At 66.0% G+C, this 15,553-nt stretch carries 16 protein-coding genes, 1 pseudogene and 1 riboswitch; of the genes and pseudogenes, 10 read left to right on the top strand and 7 right to left on the bottom strand.

The features are described 5' to 3' along the window. A pseudogene (locus tag RTN46_RS08675) lies at positions 1 to 242 on the bottom strand (NAD(P)-dependent alcohol dehydrogenase); the annotation flags it as partial. Between the two features lie 100 nt (positions 243 to 342). Here RTN46_RS08675 and RTN46_RS08680 point away from each other — a divergent pair. Then, positions 343 to 1,062 carry a TetR/AcrR family transcriptional regulator C-terminal domain-containing protein gene (locus RTN46_RS08680; protein WP_312180609.1) on the top strand — a complete coding sequence of 240 codons (720 nt, stop codon included), beginning with the start codon at positions 343 to 345 and terminating at the stop codon, positions 1,060 to 1,062. A 71-nt stretch (positions 1,063 to 1,133) separates the two neighbouring features. Next, positions 1,134 to 1,898, top strand: coding sequence for a CPBP family intramembrane glutamic endopeptidase (locus RTN46_RS08685; protein WP_312180610.1), 765 nt, complete (start codon positions 1,134 to 1,136; stop codon positions 1,896 to 1,898). A 34-nt stretch (positions 1,899 to 1,932) separates the two neighbouring features. On the opposite strand, the gene RTN46_RS08690 is transcribed toward RTN46_RS08685, so the two are convergent. Together RTN46_RS08690 and RTN46_RS08695 are read right to left on the bottom strand one after the other, a co-directional pair. Beyond that, on the bottom strand, positions 1,933 to 2,373 hold the full coding sequence (locus tag RTN46_RS08690; protein WP_312180612.1) for a VOC family protein: 441 nt from the start codon (positions 2,371 to 2,373) through the stop codon (positions 1,933 to 1,935). 96 nt (positions 2,374 to 2,469) lie between these two features. After that, a complete protein-coding gene (locus tag RTN46_RS08695; protein WP_312180614.1) occupies positions 2,470 to 2,760 on the bottom strand; it encodes a DUF4287 domain-containing protein in 291 nt (96 codons plus the stop codon). Between the two features lie 197 nt (positions 2,761 to 2,957). On the opposite strand from RTN46_RS08695, the gene RTN46_RS08700 reads away from it, so the two are divergent. From RTN46_RS08700 to RTN46_RS08720, 5 genes are all read left to right on the top strand, one after another. After that, positions 2,958 to 4,169, top strand: coding sequence for an acetyl-CoA C-acyltransferase (locus tag RTN46_RS08700; RefSeq protein ID WP_312180616.1), 1,212 nt, complete (start codon positions 2,958 to 2,960; stop codon positions 4,167 to 4,169). Positions 4,170 to 4,186: 17 nt separating this feature from the next. After that, positions 4,187 to 4,936 carry an enoyl-CoA hydratase/isomerase family protein gene (locus RTN46_RS08705; protein WP_396157538.1) on the top strand — a complete coding sequence of 250 codons (750 nt, stop codon included), beginning with the start codon at positions 4,187 to 4,189 and terminating at the stop codon, positions 4,934 to 4,936. After that, entirely contained in the window at positions 4,933 to 5,781 is an 849-nt protein-coding gene (locus RTN46_RS08710; protein ID WP_312180620.1) for a 3-hydroxyacyl-CoA dehydrogenase family protein, read from the top strand. Before RTN46_RS08705 ends, RTN46_RS08710 begins: the two co-directional genes overlap by 4 nt. A 251-nt stretch (positions 5,782 to 6,032) precedes the next feature. Then, complete coding sequence (locus RTN46_RS08715; protein ID WP_312180621.1) at positions 6,033 to 6,905, top strand: GNAT family N-acetyltransferase; 873 nt, start codon at positions 6,033 to 6,035, stop codon at positions 6,903 to 6,905. A gap of 109 nt (positions 6,906 to 7,014) precedes the next feature. Further along, a complete protein-coding gene (locus tag RTN46_RS08720) occupies positions 7,015 to 7,752 on the top strand; it encodes a tyrosine-protein phosphatase (RefSeq protein ID WP_312180623.1) in 738 nt (245 codons plus the stop codon). 5 nt (positions 7,753 to 7,757) lie between these two features. On the opposite strand, the gene RTN46_RS08725 is transcribed toward RTN46_RS08720, so the two are convergent. Continuing rightward, positions 7,758 to 8,144, bottom strand: a complete 387-nt coding sequence (locus RTN46_RS08725) for a hypothetical protein (protein ID WP_312180625.1) — start codon at positions 8,142 to 8,144, stop codon at positions 7,758 to 7,760. Positions 8,145 to 8,161: 17 nt separating this feature from the next. Further along, positions 8,162 to 8,298: riboswitch (SAM riboswitch) on the bottom strand. Between the two features lie 123 nt (positions 8,299 to 8,421). Between RTN46_RS08725 and RTN46_RS08730 the strand changes: the two genes are divergently transcribed. Both RTN46_RS08730 and paaZ read left to right on the top strand, forming a co-directional pair. Beyond that, complete coding sequence (locus tag RTN46_RS08730; RefSeq protein WP_312180627.1) at positions 8,422 to 9,468, top strand: NAD(P)-dependent alcohol dehydrogenase; 1,047 nt, start codon at positions 8,422 to 8,424, stop codon at positions 9,466 to 9,468. A 291-nt stretch (positions 9,469 to 9,759) separates the two neighbouring features. Further along, positions 9,760 to 11,853 carry a phenylacetic acid degradation bifunctional protein PaaZ gene (paaZ, locus tag RTN46_RS08735; RefSeq protein ID WP_312180628.1) on the top strand — a complete coding sequence of 698 codons (2,094 nt, stop codon included), beginning with the start codon at positions 9,760 to 9,762 and terminating at the stop codon, positions 11,851 to 11,853. Between the two features lie 138 nt (positions 11,854 to 11,991). On the opposite strand, the gene RTN46_RS08740 is transcribed toward paaZ, so the two are convergent. From RTN46_RS08740 to RTN46_RS08750, 3 genes are all read right to left on the bottom strand, one after another. After that, entirely contained in the window at positions 11,992 to 12,624 is a 633-nt protein-coding gene (locus tag RTN46_RS08740) for a TetR/AcrR family transcriptional regulator (RefSeq protein ID WP_312180629.1), read from the bottom strand. Positions 12,625 to 12,684: 60 nt separating this feature from the next. Next, a complete protein-coding gene (gene paaK, locus RTN46_RS08745) occupies positions 12,685 to 14,028 on the bottom strand; it encodes a phenylacetate--CoA ligase PaaK (RefSeq protein WP_312180631.1) in 1,344 nt (447 codons plus the stop codon). Between the two features lie 96 nt (positions 14,029 to 14,124). Then, on the bottom strand, positions 14,125 to 14,601 hold the full coding sequence (locus RTN46_RS08750) for a hotdog fold thioesterase (protein ID WP_312180632.1): 477 nt from the start codon (positions 14,599 to 14,601) through the stop codon (positions 14,125 to 14,127). Between the two features lie 132 nt (positions 14,602 to 14,733). Here RTN46_RS08750 and RTN46_RS08755 point away from each other — a divergent pair. Continuing rightward, positions 14,734 to 15,553, top strand: an 820-nt coding sequence (locus RTN46_RS08755) for a VTT domain-containing protein (RefSeq protein WP_312180633.1), incomplete at its 3' end; no start/stop codon positions are given.

The following is a 15,553-nucleotide window of genomic DNA, read 5'->3' on the forward strand; positions in this document are numbered from 1 at the left end:
CCAACGGCGGCCCTGAGCAGATACGGCGTGCCGGTCATCGTGTGCCAGGCTTCCTTGGCCAGGCCGGCTGAGTGCACCCGAACCAGCACTTCCTTTTCTGCCGATTCCGGCAGGGCGGTATCCCGCAGGCGCAGGACCTCGGTGCCGCCATAGCCCTCTTGCAGCACGGCCTGCATGCGCCCGGAGGCCGGGACGGAAGAGATGGGTTTGGAAGAGGATTTGGAACCATCCAGACCAGACATTTTGGAGTTCCTTTCAGGAGCGTTTCTGCTGCGACGTCGAACCTTACTTAGTAAGGCCGACGCTATCTTACTAAGTACGAATGCGGTAGGGTGTGGTCAAATGAACCAGATTCCTTTGTCCGGTGGGAAGGCCTCCGGTGCGACGGTCCGCAGACAGCTGACCCGTAAAGCGGTCCTGCACTGTGCTGTGGAGATAGCCGACGCCGGTGGCCTGACCGCCCTGACCATGCGTTCACTTGCGCAGGCACTGGGCGTTAAACCGATGTCCCTGTACCACCATGTCGCGAACAAGGAAGAGATCCTTGATGGCCTGGTTGACCTGGTCTTCGCTGAAGTGGACCTGCCCTCCGCCGCGGGAAACTGGCGGGCGGCGATGGAACAACGGGGCTATTCCATGCGCAGCGCCCTGACCCGGCACCCCTGGTCCATTGGGCTTCTGGAAACCCGGACCACGCCGGGAACAGCCAATCTGCAGCACCACAATGCCGTGCTGGGTGTGTTGCGCCAGGCGGGGTTCTCGGTTGACGGCGCCGGGCACGCCTACGCACTGCTGGACAGCTACATCTACGGCTTCGCCCTGCAGGAAGCCGGGCTGCCGGTCGGTGGACCGGAGTCGGACCCGGAAGTTATGGAAGCGATGATGCGGTCCATCTCTGAGGAAGAGCTGCCGTATTTAGCGGAAACGGCCATGGAACGCGTGATGGATCCCGGCTACAGTTTCGGCGCGGAATTCGGCTTCGGGCTGGACCTCATCCTTGACGGCCTTGCCGCACTGCTGGACCGGGAACTCCGGAATCCGGCTGCGGGACCCGGAGCCTGAACCAGGGCGGCAGCGGGCCGAGGCAAGGCCGCTGTGATGCCTGCCGGGCACCCGGCCGATACTGTGGATTGATGGCCACACCTGACTTCCCTGCCGGGCCCGGGGCGCGACGCCGTCCGGTCCTGGAAGAGCCCCCGCTGAGCTACCGGTTCACCCGCTCCGACGGGGTGGCGCTGGGGTACTACGTTGTTGCGCTGCTGCTCCTGGCCCTGACACCGGCGGCGCTCGCGGTCACCGCCGTCATTCCGGACCCGGTGCTCGCTTCCTACGCGGTGAACTTCACCTTCTATCTGGTGGGTGCGGTCCTGGCGTTCATTGCGGCCCGTGCCTACGTGGTGCGGGAGGCCCGGATCCTGGCGACCAGGCCCTGGCTGACTCTCGGCGTCATACCTCTCGCCGTGGTCGCGATGCTGGTTGCCACGATGATCCTGGTGCTGCTGACCGGACCGCCGCAGACCGCCTTGAACCAGGAAGCCGCCCAGAGCCTTCTCGTCTCGGTCTCGCCGTGGCTGGTGGTTCCGCTGTTCGTGGTGCTGGCGCCGTTCGTGGAGGAGTACATCTTCCGGCACCTGCTGATCGGCAAATTGTCCCGGCGCTGGAACATCTGGGTATGCGCCCTGCTCTCGCTGCTGCTGTTCTCCGGCATCCATGTGGCCGGGGAAGCCGAGTTCTCCCTGCAGGTGATGGTGCCGTACCTGGCTATGGGGGCGGTGCTGGTGGGCGTCTACCTCTGGGCGGGGAACAACTTTATGCTCTCCTATGCCGTGCACGCAGCCAAGAACCTGCTCGCCGTTGTGATCACCTACGCCGTGCCGGCGGAGCTGCTGCAGCAGTAGGGCCGCGACCGCGGCCCGCACGGCCTGCCGCAGATCAGCTGATGCAGAACTCGTTGCCCTCCGGATCGGCCATTGTGTACCAGGCATGCGGCCCCTCGTTGGCCTCCCAGAGAAACTTCGCGCCCCGCGCTTCGAGGTCCGCCCGGACGGCATCCCTGTCATCGCCGGAGAGACGGATATCCAGGTGAATCCGGTCCTTGACGGTTTTCGGTTCCGGGACCGGCTGGAAGAGGATCCGCATCGGCGGCACGGGGGAGGCCGGTGGCACCGGCTGCAGGATCGCGGAGCCGCCGCGCCACATCCTGACTCCCTTGTGCTCGATGAGGTCGTCCGGTGAGGCGAAGCCCTTTTCGAGCATCTGGTCAATGAAGGCCTGGTCGGTGTCTTCCACGGGCCAGCCCAGGGTTTGTGCCCACCAATCGGCCTGGGCGTGGGCGTTCTCAGCGTCGATGCAGATCTGGATGTTGTAAGCCATGCGGCCACGCTAAGGCAGTCCGCCCGGGTTGCGGCAGTTATTGCGGACGGATCCTGTCCGTGAAGGTGCTGCCCACCGTTTCACGAACGGCAGGAGCTACACGGGCTTGCTGTCCTTGCCGTCCAGCCAGAGGAGTGCAGACTCATCCCTGTGGGAGCCCTTGGCGCCTACATGCTTCGCATCGATCTGCGGTCCCTTCTGGATGACGTGGACCATGGCCATCCCGTGCCCGCGGCCCAAACCGTAGTCTTCCTTCAGCCATTCGAGAATGGGTCCGGCCTTCACCGCTGGATCGTCGAACCCCTTTGACGCAGCCAGATCGATCAGCTGGCGCGGCGTGAGTCCGGTTTTAGCCTCGACGGCGTCGAGGTAAGCCTGGAAGGACATGGGATTCCTTTCGGAGCGCGAATGCGGCTAAGCCTAACCCTGGGACGGTGTTCACGGCTCCGTTTCGGCGGCAGGTCATCAGGTTGACCGGCCGTAAAGTGACGTGGGACGCTAAAGTGAACGATTGGTCGGTAAATCCGGTGGCCGGGCGGGCAGCGCAGCCTGACGGCAGTTGAGCAACATATTTGGGAGCAGACATGGCTGAGGCTTTTCTCGTAGGCGGAGTGCGGACACCGGTTGGCCGCTACGGAGGTGCGCTCTCCAGCGTCCGTCCCGATGACCTGGCAGCACTGACGCTGCGCGAACTCGTTGCACGCGAAGGCCTGGATCCCGCCGTGGTTGAGGAAGTCATCCTGGGTAACGCCAATGGTGCCGGCGAGGAGAACCGTAACGTGGCGCGGATGGCCGCGCTGCTGGCCGGTTTCGGCGACACCGTTCCGGGTATTACCGTGAACCGGCTCTGCGCCTCTGGCCTCTCGGCCATCATCATGGCCTCCCACATGATCAAGGCAGGTGCCGCGGACATCGTGATCGCCGGTGGCACGGAGTCGATGAGCCGTGCACCCTGGGTCACCGAAAAGCCGACCAAAGCCTTCGCGAAGCCCGGTGACACCTTCGATACCTCGATTGGCTGGCGGTTCGCCAACGAACGCTTCGCCTCCGGCGACCTGTCCCGCGACGGCAAAATGACGTACTCCATGCCGGAAACGGCTGAGGAACTCGCGTCCACGGACAATATCTCCCGTGAAGATGCCGACGCGTTCGCCGTCCGCTCGCATGAGAAAGCGCTGGCCGCCATTGCTGCTGGCCGTTTCAAGGACGAGATCGTTCCGGTCACCGTCAAGGGCCGCAAGGGTGAGACCGTGGTGGATACCGACGAAGGCCCGCGTGAAGGCACCTCGATGGAGGTTCTGGGCAAGCTGCGCCCCGTGGTGAAGCCGGGTGGGATCGTCACGGCTGGCAACGCCAGCTCCCTGAACGACGGCGCCTCCGCCATCATCGTTGCCTCCGACCGCGCCATCCGGGAGCTCGGCCTGACCGCCCGTGCGCGGATCGTGGACGGAGCCTCCGCCGGCGTACCGCCGGAAATCATGGGCATCGGTCCGGTTCCGGCCACGCAGAAGGTCCTGCAGCGCAGCGGCATCCGGCTGGACCAGATCGGCGCGGTCGAACTCAACGAAGCCTTCGCCACCCAGTCGCTGGCCTGCATCCGCCGCCTCGGCCTGGATGAGGGCATTGTGAACAACGACGGAGGCGCAATCGCCCTGGGTCACCCGCTCGGCTCCTCCGGCTCCCGCATCGCGATCACCCTGCTAGGCCGGATGGAACGTGAAGGTGCGTCCCACGGCATCGCCACCATGTGTGTCGGTGTTGGCCAGGGCACGGCACTTCTACTCGAGGCCGTCTAGTGGCTGACTTCTCAGATATTGCCGCTGGGTTTACTACGCTGCAGGTCACCGTTGGCGAGGACCGGGTCTCCGCCGTCCTGAACCGGCCCGAGGTCCGCAACGCCATCGACCAGACGATGGTCGATGAACTGCACGAACTCTGCGCCGCGCTGGAACGCGATCCGAAGATCCTGATCCTCTCCGGAACGGCCGGGGTGTTCGCCTCCGGGGCGGATATCGCCCAGCTGCGGGAACGCCGCCGGGAAGATGCCCTGCGCGGAATCAACTCGAGCATTTTCGTCCGGATCGCCAAATTGCCCATGCCCGTGATCGCCGCCCTTGACGGCTATGCGCTGGGCGGGGGAGCGGAGCTGGCGTTCGCCGCCGACTTCCGCATCGCCACACCGTCAGTGAAGATCGGGAACCCGGAGACCTCGCTCGGCATCATGGCTGCGGCAGGGGCCACCTGGCGGCTGAAGGAACTTGTCGGAGAACCGCTGGCCAAGGAAATCCTCCTTGCCGGCCGGGTCCTGAACGCTGACGAAGCCCTCGCAGCCCGCCTGGTCACGGAAGTGCACGACGCCGGGAACCTGCTGGAGGCAGCCAATGCCCTGGCGGACCGGATTGCCAAGCAGGACCCGCTGGCCGTGCGGATTACCAAATCCGTGTTCGCTGCCCCGGCCGAAGCCCATCCCATGATCGACACGCTCGCCCAGGGCATCCTCTTCGAGTCTGAGGCGAAGTTCGACCGCATGCAGGCATTCCTGGAAAGGAAGAACAAGAAATGACAGTTCCCTCCAAGGTCGGTGTCCTCGGCGGCGGCCGTATGGGCGCAGGCATTGCGCACGCCTTCTGCACGGCAGGTGCCGCCGTCGTCGTTGTGGAACGTGACGCCGACGCCGCCCAGGCCGCGTATGAGCGGGTAGCCGGAAACCTGGCCAAGAGTGTTGAGCGTGGCACCACCAGCGAAACCCTCGACGCCCTGACCGCACGGCTGAGCGTGTCCACCGACTACGCCGACTTTGCCGGTGCCGGCTTGGTGGTCGAGGCGGTGCCGGAGGACTTCAGCCTCAAGGCCACGGCCCTGGTTGCCGTGGAAGAACAGCTTGACCACGACGCCTGGCTCGCCTCCAATACCTCGTCCCTCTCCGTCTCCGAACTGGCCGGAAAGCTGCAGCGCCCGGAGCGGTTCTGCGGCCTGCACTTCTTCAACCCGGTGCCGGCCTCCACACTGATCGAAGTGGTGCTGGGCAAACAGACCTCCGCGGAACTGGCTGCTGAAGCCAGCGCCTGGGTTGCCGACCTGGGCAAAACACCCGTCGTCGTCAACGACGCTCCGGGCTTCGCCAGCTCACGGCTGGGCGTGGCCATTGCCCTCGAGGCGATGCGCATGGTCGAAGAGGGCGTGGCTTCCGCCGAGGACATCGACGCCGCCATGGTCCTGGGTTACAAGCACCCCACCGGCCCGCTGAAAACCACGGACATTGTGGGACTGGACGTGCGCCTCGGCATCGCGGAGTACCTGGCCTCCACCCTCGGCCCGCGCTTCGAGCCGCCGCAGATCCTCCGGGACAAGGTGGCCCGCGGGGAACTCGGCCGGAAGTCCGGCAAGGGTTTCTTCGACTGGAGCTAACCTCCCGAATCATCCAGCAGCCCGCGTCCTTCCCGGACGCGGGCTGCTGCGTTAACCGGGGTTGTCGTCCGCGCAACTCAAACCGCCCCCGACTGCTCGATGCCGTGCTGGCACCAGGCCTGAGCCGGAGTGCTAGGTTGGGGGCTTCGCGGCTGGAGATGCCGGGGAACGTTGCCTTCACGGATCGGCGTGACAGCGATGGTGCGGTTTGGCTCTGTAGGAATGGGAGACGAGGACTCATGGACGTCAAAGTGAGAACGCCTGACGTCAACGAGCTCAATCAGATAGTTGGCGTGCTGAAGCAGTGGCAGTACGACGAGGGACCACTACATCTGCATCCGGGCGACTTGGGCTGGTACTCACTGCGTGGAGCTGCTGCCACGGCCGCTGCGACACGGGTGTGGTCGGATGGAGACACCGTTCTGGCGATCGCGCTCCTCGATGGCCCCCAGCTGCTGCGATTCGCGATGGACCCGGCCCGGCACCAGGACGAGTCTCTCGCTGTCCGCATCGCCGCGGACGTCGGTGAGCCGGCCGCTGGTGTCCTCGATGCAGGAAGCGCAACCATCGAGGCGCGCGGCGCGTCAGCTCTCTCCGGGCAACTCGCGAAGGAGGGGTGGTCACCCGACGAGCCGTGGACACCGCTCCAGCGTAATCTGGCAGCGACTGTCGAGGTTGCCGGTCACCGGATCGAGACCATCGAACCAGGTTGCACTGATGAGTGGGTGTCTGTTCACTGGTCGGCTTTTCGTGGAACGCCGATGCCGGACGAGCGGCTGCGCAAATTCGTAGCTGGATGGCGGGCAGCAGCGGAGGGACCATGTTTCGAAGCCGTGCGCATCCTCTCGCTCCATGACGACAGTCGTGCAGTCGCCGTCGCCACGGTATGGTCTGCTGGCGCCGGGCGTCCCGGCCTCATCGAGCCGATGGGGGTGCATCAAGAGCACCGCGGCCGCGGATACGGCACAATCATGACGCGGGCGGCCGCGGCATCGCTTCGCGAGATGGGCTCATCGAGCGCCATTGTCTGCGCAGAGAGCTCTAACACCGGCGCCGTATCCACCTACCTGGCGGCCGGATTCTCCGCCTATCCCGAGGTTACCGATTGGCGTCGCGGCCCGTGAGGCCTCGACGGTGTCCCCACTCAGCGCTGGATCGTCACACGCCGAACGGAACGCCGTCCCTGCGTGAGGCACGGGCCTCCCCGAAATGTCCTGCGCCTAGGCTGGGGCAATGAACAGCGGCAGCAACGGAACGGTGGACTGGGACGGCGCGGTCAACGCCCGCGACCTCGGCGGGATCGCCGTCGCGCGCGGACGCAGGCTCCAGCCCGGCCGGATCTACCGGATGGGCCGGGCCGAATGGATCACGGCACGCGGCTGGGAGCAGGCGTACGACGCCGGTGTCCGCACCGTGGTGGACCTGCGCAACGACTCCGAAATCGGCCGGCGGGATACCGATCCGGTGGTGCCGCCGTCGGCAGTTGCCGGCATCCGGTTCCTGAACCGGCCCACCCAGGAAGCCGCCGACCCGGAATTCACCGCACTGACCGGCCCGTACCTGAACTCACCGCGGTTCTACCCCGAAAACCTGCACCGCTGGCCGGAGAAGTTCGCCGCGATTGCCCGGACCCTCGCGGATGCGCCTCCCGGCGGCGTCGTTATTCACTGTTCCGCGGGGCGGGACCGCACGGGCCTGGTCACCCTGCTCCTGCTGCAGCTCGCCGGAGCAGCGGAGGAGGAGATCTGGCGGGACTACCAGCAGGCCGCCGCGGGAATCAACGAGTGGCACCGGCTCCAGCGGCAGCCGCGTGAACATCCCCTCAGCGACGCCGAGCTCGCCATACGAAATGCCGGCGCGCGGCAGGAACTGCGGGACGTGCTGGGGGTGCTCGATGCCGAAACGTACCTGCGTACGGCCGGAACCGGGGAGGACACCCTCGCCCGGCTCCGGGCCCGGCTGCTGGACTGAAGCCGCTACTGCGGCATGGGAAGCCCGGCCTCAGCCGGAAGTGGTTTCCCGCTGCACCGGTGCGGGCGCTCCAGAGTGGCCAAGCAGAAAAAAGAGCTGCCTGCGGGGCTTTGGAAACCACCCGGTACCAGCAGCATCGAGTGCCGCGGGCACCACTGTGCGGAGTCGGCCGCGGAAGCCAGTGCGAGCGCCACCCGCGCCACGTCCGGGTGCCACACGAGCTGTTGGGCGCCGTCGAGCACCAGGGCGATGACGTCGAGCTCTGGGTCGGCGTGCACTTCCACGTCAATCCAGTCGTCGTATCCGCTCTGGGGGCCGGAAGGGGTGCGGGCGGGTGCCGGCGCCGTGCGGCCCGGGGGAACACGGACGCGGGAGTCACTGGAGTAAGCCACAGTGTTTGTCCTTTGATGGGTTGTCCTTGCCCGCAACGGTTGGTGCGGGCCGCTTCGTCATCCGAACCACCCGCCGAACAATGGGGTTGGTGTGAGGCCAGTCGGAGCTTTTCCTGCCCGGTGGTGCCGGGTGCGGAGGCCACATCTCGTGAAGCACTGCTTACCCTAGCAGCCTCCGCTCCCGCCGGGAAGGGCCACTGTGACTCCACTAGATGTTTATGCATATAGTGGGGATGGCGACGAAAATTCGCCTCACCGATTCAAAGAAGAAGGCATTATGCGTGCAGTTGTATTTGAGAAGTGGCAGACTTTCCCGTCCCTGACGGAGGTCGAAAAGCCGAAGCCGGGCCCGGGCGAGGTCCTGCTGAAGGTGGCAGGCGCCGGTGCCTGCCACTCCGACGTCGCAATCTATAAGGATTTTTCCGAAGGCTCGCCGGGGTCGATTCCGCCCGCGTTCGTCCTGGGCCATGAGAACTCCGGCTGGGTCGAGGAACTCGGGGAAGGTGTCAGCGGCGTAGAGGTCGGCGGCGCCTACCTGGTCTACGGCCCGGTGGGCTGCGGGCATTGCAAGGCCTGCTCCCGCGGACAGGACACCTACTGCGAGAACGCCGCCGAGATCCCTTACCTGGGCATGGGGCTGGGCCGCGACGGCGGCATGGCTGAATATGTAGTGGTCCCGGTCCGGAACCTGGTCCCGCTGGGCGACGCCGATCCCGTCGCCGCTGCGCCGCTTTCCGATGCAGCGCTGACGCCGTATCACGCCATCAAGAACTCCCTGCCGAACCTGGCTGGGGGCGGCAAATACGCCCTGGTGATCGGCCTCGGCGGGTTGGGCCAGATGGCTGTGCAGATCCTGAAGGCGCTCACCGGCGCCACCGTGATTGCCACTGACATGAAGGAAGAGGCCATGCAGAAGGCCGAAGCTGCCGGGGCCATCGTGGTTCCCGGCGGCGAGGGCCAGGTGGAACGCATCCGGGAGATCACCGGCGGGCGCGGCGTGGATGCTGCGTTCGACTTCGTCGGGGTTTCTCCGACCATCAAGACTGCAGCCGCATCGATGGCACCGCAGTCCCGGTTCACTGTGGTTGGCATCGCCGGCGGATCGTACGAATGGAGCTTCTTCACCACCCCGTACGAGTCGACCACGACCAACACCTACTGGGGCACCATCGAAGACCTGCATGAAGTGGTGGCGATGTACCGCGCCGGGCAGATCAAGCCCGAGGTGGAGCTCTACAGCATGGATAACGCCCTCGAGGCCTACCGGAAGCTGGAATCGGGCGAGCTCAGCGGCCGTGCCGTGGTTGTTCCGCACATGAAGTAGTTACGTCTAAGAAGTAACCAGCGCCCCGGCACCGCGTCCTGCGGAGCCGCGGCCCCGGTGCTGCTGCGATCAACGACGGCGGTGTCCCCTGGAGAGGGGGTGCCGCCGTCGTTCGCTGTTTCGAGCTCCGGGGATACCCCGGTGGTGTGCTCCAGCGCACTCTCATGTAGGCTGGATTGATTACCGACCGTCCGGTCAGTTATCCGCGTGCGCACCCGGCTCCAGCCGGGACGGCGGGGGCCTCCCGGGCGATCCGAAACCAACGTCCAGTATCGAAAGGGTCCGTCGAAGATGACCTCAACCGCCATAGACGTGCAAGTCGTCCCCAGTTTCGTCCAGGACGAATGGTGGACCCCGGAGAGCGGCAGCCTGGCGGCTGCCAGCCCGGCCGAAGTCCGTGATGCCAGCACCGGCGAACTCCTGGCCCTGGTCAGCACCGACGGGCTGGACACCGCCGCCGCCGTCGAGCACGGACGCACCGTGGGCCACCGCGGGCTGGCCGGCCTCACCTTCCACCAGCGTGCCCTGAAGCTCAAGGAACTGGCGCAGTACCTCAACGGCCGCCGGCCGGAACTCTATGAAATCTCCGCCCGCACAGGTGCCACCAAAATCGATTCCCTGGTGGACATCGACGGCGGCATCGGCGTGCTCTTCACCTTCGGGTCGAAGGGCCGGCGCGAACTGCCCAACGCCACCGTGGCCATCGACGGCACCGCGGAAGTCCTGTCCAAGGATGGCTCCTTCATCGGTGAGCACATCTACACCTCCATTCCCGGTGTCGCCGTGCAGATCAATGCTTTCAACTTCCCGGTCTGGGGCATGCTGGAGAAATTCGCCCCGGCCTTCCTGGCCGGCGTGCCGACCATCGTCAAGCCCGCCACCCCCACCGGCTACCTCACCGAGGCCGCCGTCCGCCTGATGATCGAATCCGGCATCCTTCCGGCGGGATCGCTGCAGCTGATCTCCGGCTCCGCCCGCGACCTGCTGGACCACCTGGACTACCGGGACATGGTCTCCTTCACCGGATCGGCGTCGACCGCCAACAAGCTGAAGTCCCACTCCAACGTGGTGGAAGGCGGCGTCCGCTTCACCAGCGAAACCGACTCGCTGAACGCCTCGATCCTGGGCCCCGACGCCGTTCCCGGCACCCCGGAGTTCGACGCCTACGTGAAGTCCCTGGTCACCGAAATGACCGTCAAGGCCGGCCAGAAGTGCACCAGCATCCGCCGCGCAATCGTCCCCAAGGCACTGGTGAACGACGTCGTTGCCGCCGCTGCCCAGCGGATCGAGCAGCGCGTTGTCCTGGGCGACCCTCGTGCAGAGGGCGTCACCATGGGTGCCCTGGCCTCCACCGAACAGCGCGACGGGGTCCGCTCCTCCGTCGAGGCACTGCTGGCCAGCGGTGCGCGGATCGCGTATGGCACCCTGGACGCACCCGAAACCGTCCAGCTGGATGGCAGCCGCGGAGTGGCCGCAGACGGTGCCTTTATGGCCCCGATCCTGCTGACCTGGGACGACGCCGAGGCAGAGGCGCTGCACTCGGTGGAGGCCTTCGGGCCGGTGTCCTCGGTCATCGGCTACGAAGACACGGCCGACGCCGTCCGCCTGGCAGCCCTTGGCGGCGGCTCGCTGGTGGCTACGGTCTGCAGCAACGATCCGCAGACCGTCCGCGAGCTGGCCATCGGCATCGCCGGCCACCACGGCCGTGTGCATGTACTCAACCGCGAGGATGCCCGGTCCTCCACCGGACACGGCTCGCCCGTGCCGCACCTGGTCCACGGCGGTCCCGGCCGCGCCGGCGGCGGTGAGGAGCTGGGCGGCATCCGTGCCGTCAAGCACCACATGCAGCGCACCGCGATCCAGGGCTCCCCGAACATGCTGACCGCGATCACCGGCGTCTGGCACACCGGTGCAGACCAGAACTTCGACGCGACCCACCCGTTCCGCAAGGACCTGGCCACGCTGAAGATCGGCGACGCCATGGCCTCGGAGCTGCGTGAAGTCACGCTGGAGGACATCACCGCCTTCGCGAACACCACGGGGGACACCTTCTACGCCCACACCAACCAGGAAGCTGCGGAAGCCAATCCGTTCTTCCCCGGCATCGTGGCCCACGGCTACCTGCTGCTGTCCTGGGGCGCCGGGCTGTTCGTTGAACCGGCTCCGGGACCGGTGCTGGCCAACTACGGCCTGGAGAACCTGCGCTTCATCACTCCGGTGGCGTCCGGCGATTCCATCCGCGTCACGCTGACCGCCAAGCGCATCACCCCGCGCGAGACGGATGAGTACGGCGAGGTGGCCTGGGACGCCGTCCTGCACAACCAGAACGATGAGATCGTCGCGACCTATGACGTCCTGACCCTGGTGGAAAAGGAACGCGCCTAACTTCCCGCAGAACAGTGAAGCCCGCCTGGAAATCCAGGCGGGCTTCACTGCCTCTAAAACTTCTCTGCGTCTAAAAGCCAGCAGGTCCAGCGGGTGGGGAAGTCTTGAGGCGGGAAGGCCTTCGACGGGAGGAAGCGGTCAGGCCTTTTTGTGCAGGCCGTCGAACGCCATGGAAATGACGTCGTCGGCCAGCTTGGCCGCACCGATGGGCCCACCGGGCTTGTACCACTCCACGATCGAGTTGATGGTGCCAAAGAGCAGCCGGGTGGTGGTGCGCGGATCAATGTCGCTGCGCATCGAGCCCTCGGACTGGGCGGCTTCCACCAGCTGGGCGACCCGGCGGTCGAATTCGCGGCGCCGCTTGAGGGCATCCCGCTCGATCTCGGTGTTGCCGCGCAGACGGAGCAGCAGGGTCACGAACGGCAGGCGTTCAGCCAGGACCTGAATGGTTCCGCGGAGCACGAATTCCAGCCGGGCATCGGCGGGCCCGGTCGAGGCGCGGGGATCGTCAAAGACCCCCTCCAGCCCGCCCAGGGCGTTCTCCAGAGCCAGCCGGAGCAGGTCCCCCTTGGACGGCACATGGTGGTAGATAGCGGACTTGGTGATCCCGAGGTTCTCCGCGAGGATGCCCATGGACGTGGCCTCATACCCGTGCCGGTTAAAGACGTCGACGGCGATGTTCAGCACGGATTGCTGGTCATAGCCCGGCCGTCCCCGGCGGGTGCCGTTGCCGGCGGGCGGAGGAGCAGCGGGGCTCGGAGACTTAGGCATCTGAATATTTTCCCATGAACGTTCGGTTGGCCGGACCAAACCGGCCAACCGGACGTGTGGCTAGGACGGGGTTTCCGTCTTTTTGCGCAGGTCGTAGATCCGGCGCAGCTTGCCGCTGGAGCGGGCCAGGGAACCGGGTTCCACCACGCTGATGGTGCAGGAGGAGCCAACGTGGATCTTGATCTGGGACCTGAGTTCGGCGGCGGCGGCGAGGCACTCCTCCGCGCCGGATTCGGTGCGGCGCTCGATCTTAACCGTGAGCTCATCCATGCGGTCCGGCCGGGTGATCTCCAGCTGGAAGTGCGGGCTCAGGGCGGGGATGCGCAGGGCGATCTCCTCGATCTGGCTGGGGAAGACGTTCACGCCGCGGAGGATGATCATGTCATCGTTGCGGCCGGTGATCCGGCCCATCCGGCGCATGCCCGGCCGGGCCGTGCCGGGGAGCAGCCGGGTGAGGTCGTGTGTGCGGTAGCGGATGATCGGCAGGGCCTCCTTGGTGAGGGAGGTGAAAACCAGCTCGCCGTGTTCGCCGTCGGCCAGCACCCGGGTGTCGTCAAACGGGTCGATGATCTCGGGGCGGAAATGGTCCTCCCAGATGTGCGCACCGTCCTTGGTCTCGACGCATTCGCCGGCGACTCCGGGGCCCATCACCTCGGACAGACCGTAGATGTCGCAGGCATCGATGTCCAGCAGGACCTCGAGCTCGTGGCGCATCTCCTCGGTCCATGGCTCGGCACCAAGGACGGCGTTCTTCAGCGAGGTGGACCGCGGATCGATCCCGGCCTTCTTCATGGCATCGGCAATGGTCAGCAGGTAGGTGGGAGTGCAGAGAATGGTGTCCGGCTGGAAGTCCTGGATCAGCTGGATCTGGCGTTCGGTCTGGCCGCCGGAAATCGGAATCACCGTGCAGCCCAGCTTTTCGGCGCCGAAGTGCGCGCCGAGCCCGCCGGTGAACAGGCCGTAGCCGTAGGCATTGTGCACCTTGTAGCTGGATTTCACGCCGGCTGCGCGGAAGGAACGGGCCACGAGTGTTCCCCAGCGGTCCAGGTCACCCTTGGTGTAGCCGACAACCGTCGGCCGGCCGGTGGTGCCGGAGGAGGCATGGATGCGGGCAACCTGGTCCATGGGGACGGCGAACATGCCGAACGGGTAGCTCTGGCGCAGATCTTCTTTGGTGGTGTACGGGAACTTGGCGAGGTCCGCGAGTTCCTTGAGATCGTCCGGATGGACGCCGGCGTCGTCGAACTTCTTGGTGTACAGCGGCACCCGTTCATAGGCATAGCGCAGCGTTTCCTGCAGACGGGTCAGCTGGAGTGCTTCAATTTCGTCCCGGCTCATCAGCTCCTCGGGGTCGAGGGTGGAGGGGTCGGCGGCGGTGGCCTTGACGGGGGAGACGGGATTCATGCGCTGGAACCTTCGTGGGAGAGGGGGTGGGGCTGATTCTGCAGGTTGGGTAGCGAAAGCGGAAGACGCGGAGGAGCCCGCCTGGGCGGGTGGGGCTTAGCGCCGGCGTGCGGGATTCGGGATGGTGCGCGAGCGGCCGCGGAACTCGGCGACCACCCGGCTGCTGCCGTCGGGTGCTTCGGCGGTGACCTGGATGTCATAGACACCGCTGCGTCCGGCCGCGGCGCGGCGGACGGCGTCGGCGCGGAGCCTCTCGCCGGCGCGGGCCGAAGAAATGAAGTTGATGTCTGCTCCGGAGGCCACCGTGATGGTGTCCATGTCGGCGAGGGAGTCCGCGTCGAAGGGGTTGCAGGCCAGGGCGAAGGCCGTGTCTGCAAAAGCGAAGACCATGCCGCCGTGGGCGATGGCGAAGCCGTTAAGCATCTCCGGCCGCAGCTCCATGGTGATCACAGCCTCGCCCTCGGCTAGACGGACCACATCGATGCCCAGCCACTCGGAGGTGGCATCACGTTCAAGAATGGGATGCGGCAGCCGGACCTCGCCTGCCGGGGCGGTGACATCGATGTCAGTCATGGGACCCTCACTTTTCTTTACCGAATGTTCATTAGGTAATCCTGTGAGCGCAGTCACTGTCAAGTTGGACAGTCTTCCGAACAGGGAAGGCCACGCCTCGGAGACCGGTGCTCCCAGCCGGTTCGGTGCCTAATGGCATACCCTGAGGAGGTGATTTCCGTCATGGCCGCCTCGCCGGGCGTATTGCGGCCCGCCATGTCTTCCATCCTTCCCGATTGGCTGGATCCCCAGGTATTCCTGGCCGATCCGGTCATTGGCCCGTGGGTGGTGCTTCTGGTCTGCGGCATCGTCTTTGTGGAGACCGGCCTGCTGGTCGGGTTTTTCCTGCCAGGAGACTCCCTGCTGTTCACGGCAGGACTGCTCGTGGCAGCCGGGGTGATCCAGGTCAATATCTGGCTGCTCATCCTGTTCGTCATAGTGTGCGCCTTTGCCGGGGATCAATTGGGCTACTACATCGGACGTAAAGCCGGGCCGGTGGTCTTCAACCGGCCCGAATCCCGGGTTTTCAAGCGGGAGAACGTGACGCGGGCGGAAGAATTCTTCGCCCGCCACGGCGGCAAGGCCGTCATCCTGGCCCGGTTCGTCCCCATCCTCCGGACCTTCACCCCGGTGGTCGCGGGCGTGGCACGGATGCACTACGCCACGTTTATGTCCTTCAACGCGATTGGCGCCGCGGCCTGGGGTGCCGGCGTCACACTGCTCGGCTACGTCCTCGGAAACCGGATCCCGTTTATTCGGGACAACCTGGACCTGATCTTTGTGGGGGTCCTGCTGTTAACCGTCCTTCCGATCGCCGTCGGACTGCTTCGGCGGGGCGGCCGCTCCAGCCGGGGGACACGCCCCGCGGGCGGAGACACGGCGGAAGGCGGCGCCCCGGCAAGCGGCACCCCGGAGGGCGGCACCCCTGGAAGCGGCAGCCCGGGGAGGAACAGCACGGGGTCGGAAGCACCCC

The sequence above is a fragment of the Arthrobacter sp. genome, from assembly GCF_031988865.1.
GTDB lineage: Bacteria > Actinomycetota > Actinomycetes > Actinomycetales > Micrococcaceae > Arthrobacter_B.

What these genes read in the sequence shown, in the direction of transcription:
- RTN46_RS08680 (WP_312180609.1), top strand. Translation starts at nt 343, where the DNA reads ATGAACCAGATTCCTTTGTCCGGTGGGAAGGCCTCCGGTGCGACGGTC.
- RTN46_RS08685 (WP_312180610.1), top strand. Translation starts at nt 1,134, where the DNA reads ATGGCCACACCTGACTTCCCTGCCGGGCCCGGGGCGCGACGCCGTCCG.
- RTN46_RS08690 (WP_312180612.1), bottom strand. Translation starts at nt 2,373, where the DNA reads ATGGCTTACAACATCCAGATCTGCATCGACGCTGAGAACGCCCACGCC.
- RTN46_RS08695 (WP_312180614.1), bottom strand. Translation starts at nt 2,760, where the DNA reads ATGTCCTTCCAGGCTTACCTCGACGCCGTCGAGGCTAAAACCGGACTC.
- RTN46_RS08700 (WP_312180616.1), top strand. Translation starts at nt 2,958, where the DNA reads ATGGCTGAGGCTTTTCTCGTAGGCGGAGTGCGGACACCGGTTGGCCGC.
- RTN46_RS08710 (WP_312180620.1), top strand. Translation starts at nt 4,933, where the DNA reads ATGACAGTTCCCTCCAAGGTCGGTGTCCTCGGCGGCGGCCGTATGGGC.
- RTN46_RS08720 (WP_312180623.1), top strand. Translation starts at nt 7,015, where the DNA reads ATGAACAGCGGCAGCAACGGAACGGTGGACTGGGACGGCGCGGTCAAC.
- RTN46_RS08730 (WP_312180627.1), top strand. Translation starts at nt 8,422, where the DNA reads ATGCGTGCAGTTGTATTTGAGAAGTGGCAGACTTTCCCGTCCCTGACG.
- paaZ (WP_312180628.1), top strand. Translation starts at nt 9,760, where the DNA reads ATGACCTCAACCGCCATAGACGTGCAAGTCGTCCCCAGTTTCGTCCAG.
- RTN46_RS08740 (WP_312180629.1), bottom strand. Translation starts at nt 12,624, where the DNA reads ATGCCTAAGTCTCCGAGCCCCGCTGCTCCTCCGCCCGCCGGCAACGGC.
- paaK (WP_312180631.1), bottom strand. Translation starts at nt 14,028, where the DNA reads ATGAATCCCGTCTCCCCCGTCAAGGCCACCGCCGCCGACCCCTCCACC.
- RTN46_RS08750 (WP_312180632.1), bottom strand. Translation starts at nt 14,601, where the DNA reads ATGACTGACATCGATGTCACCGCCCCGGCAGGCGAGGTCCGGCTGCCG.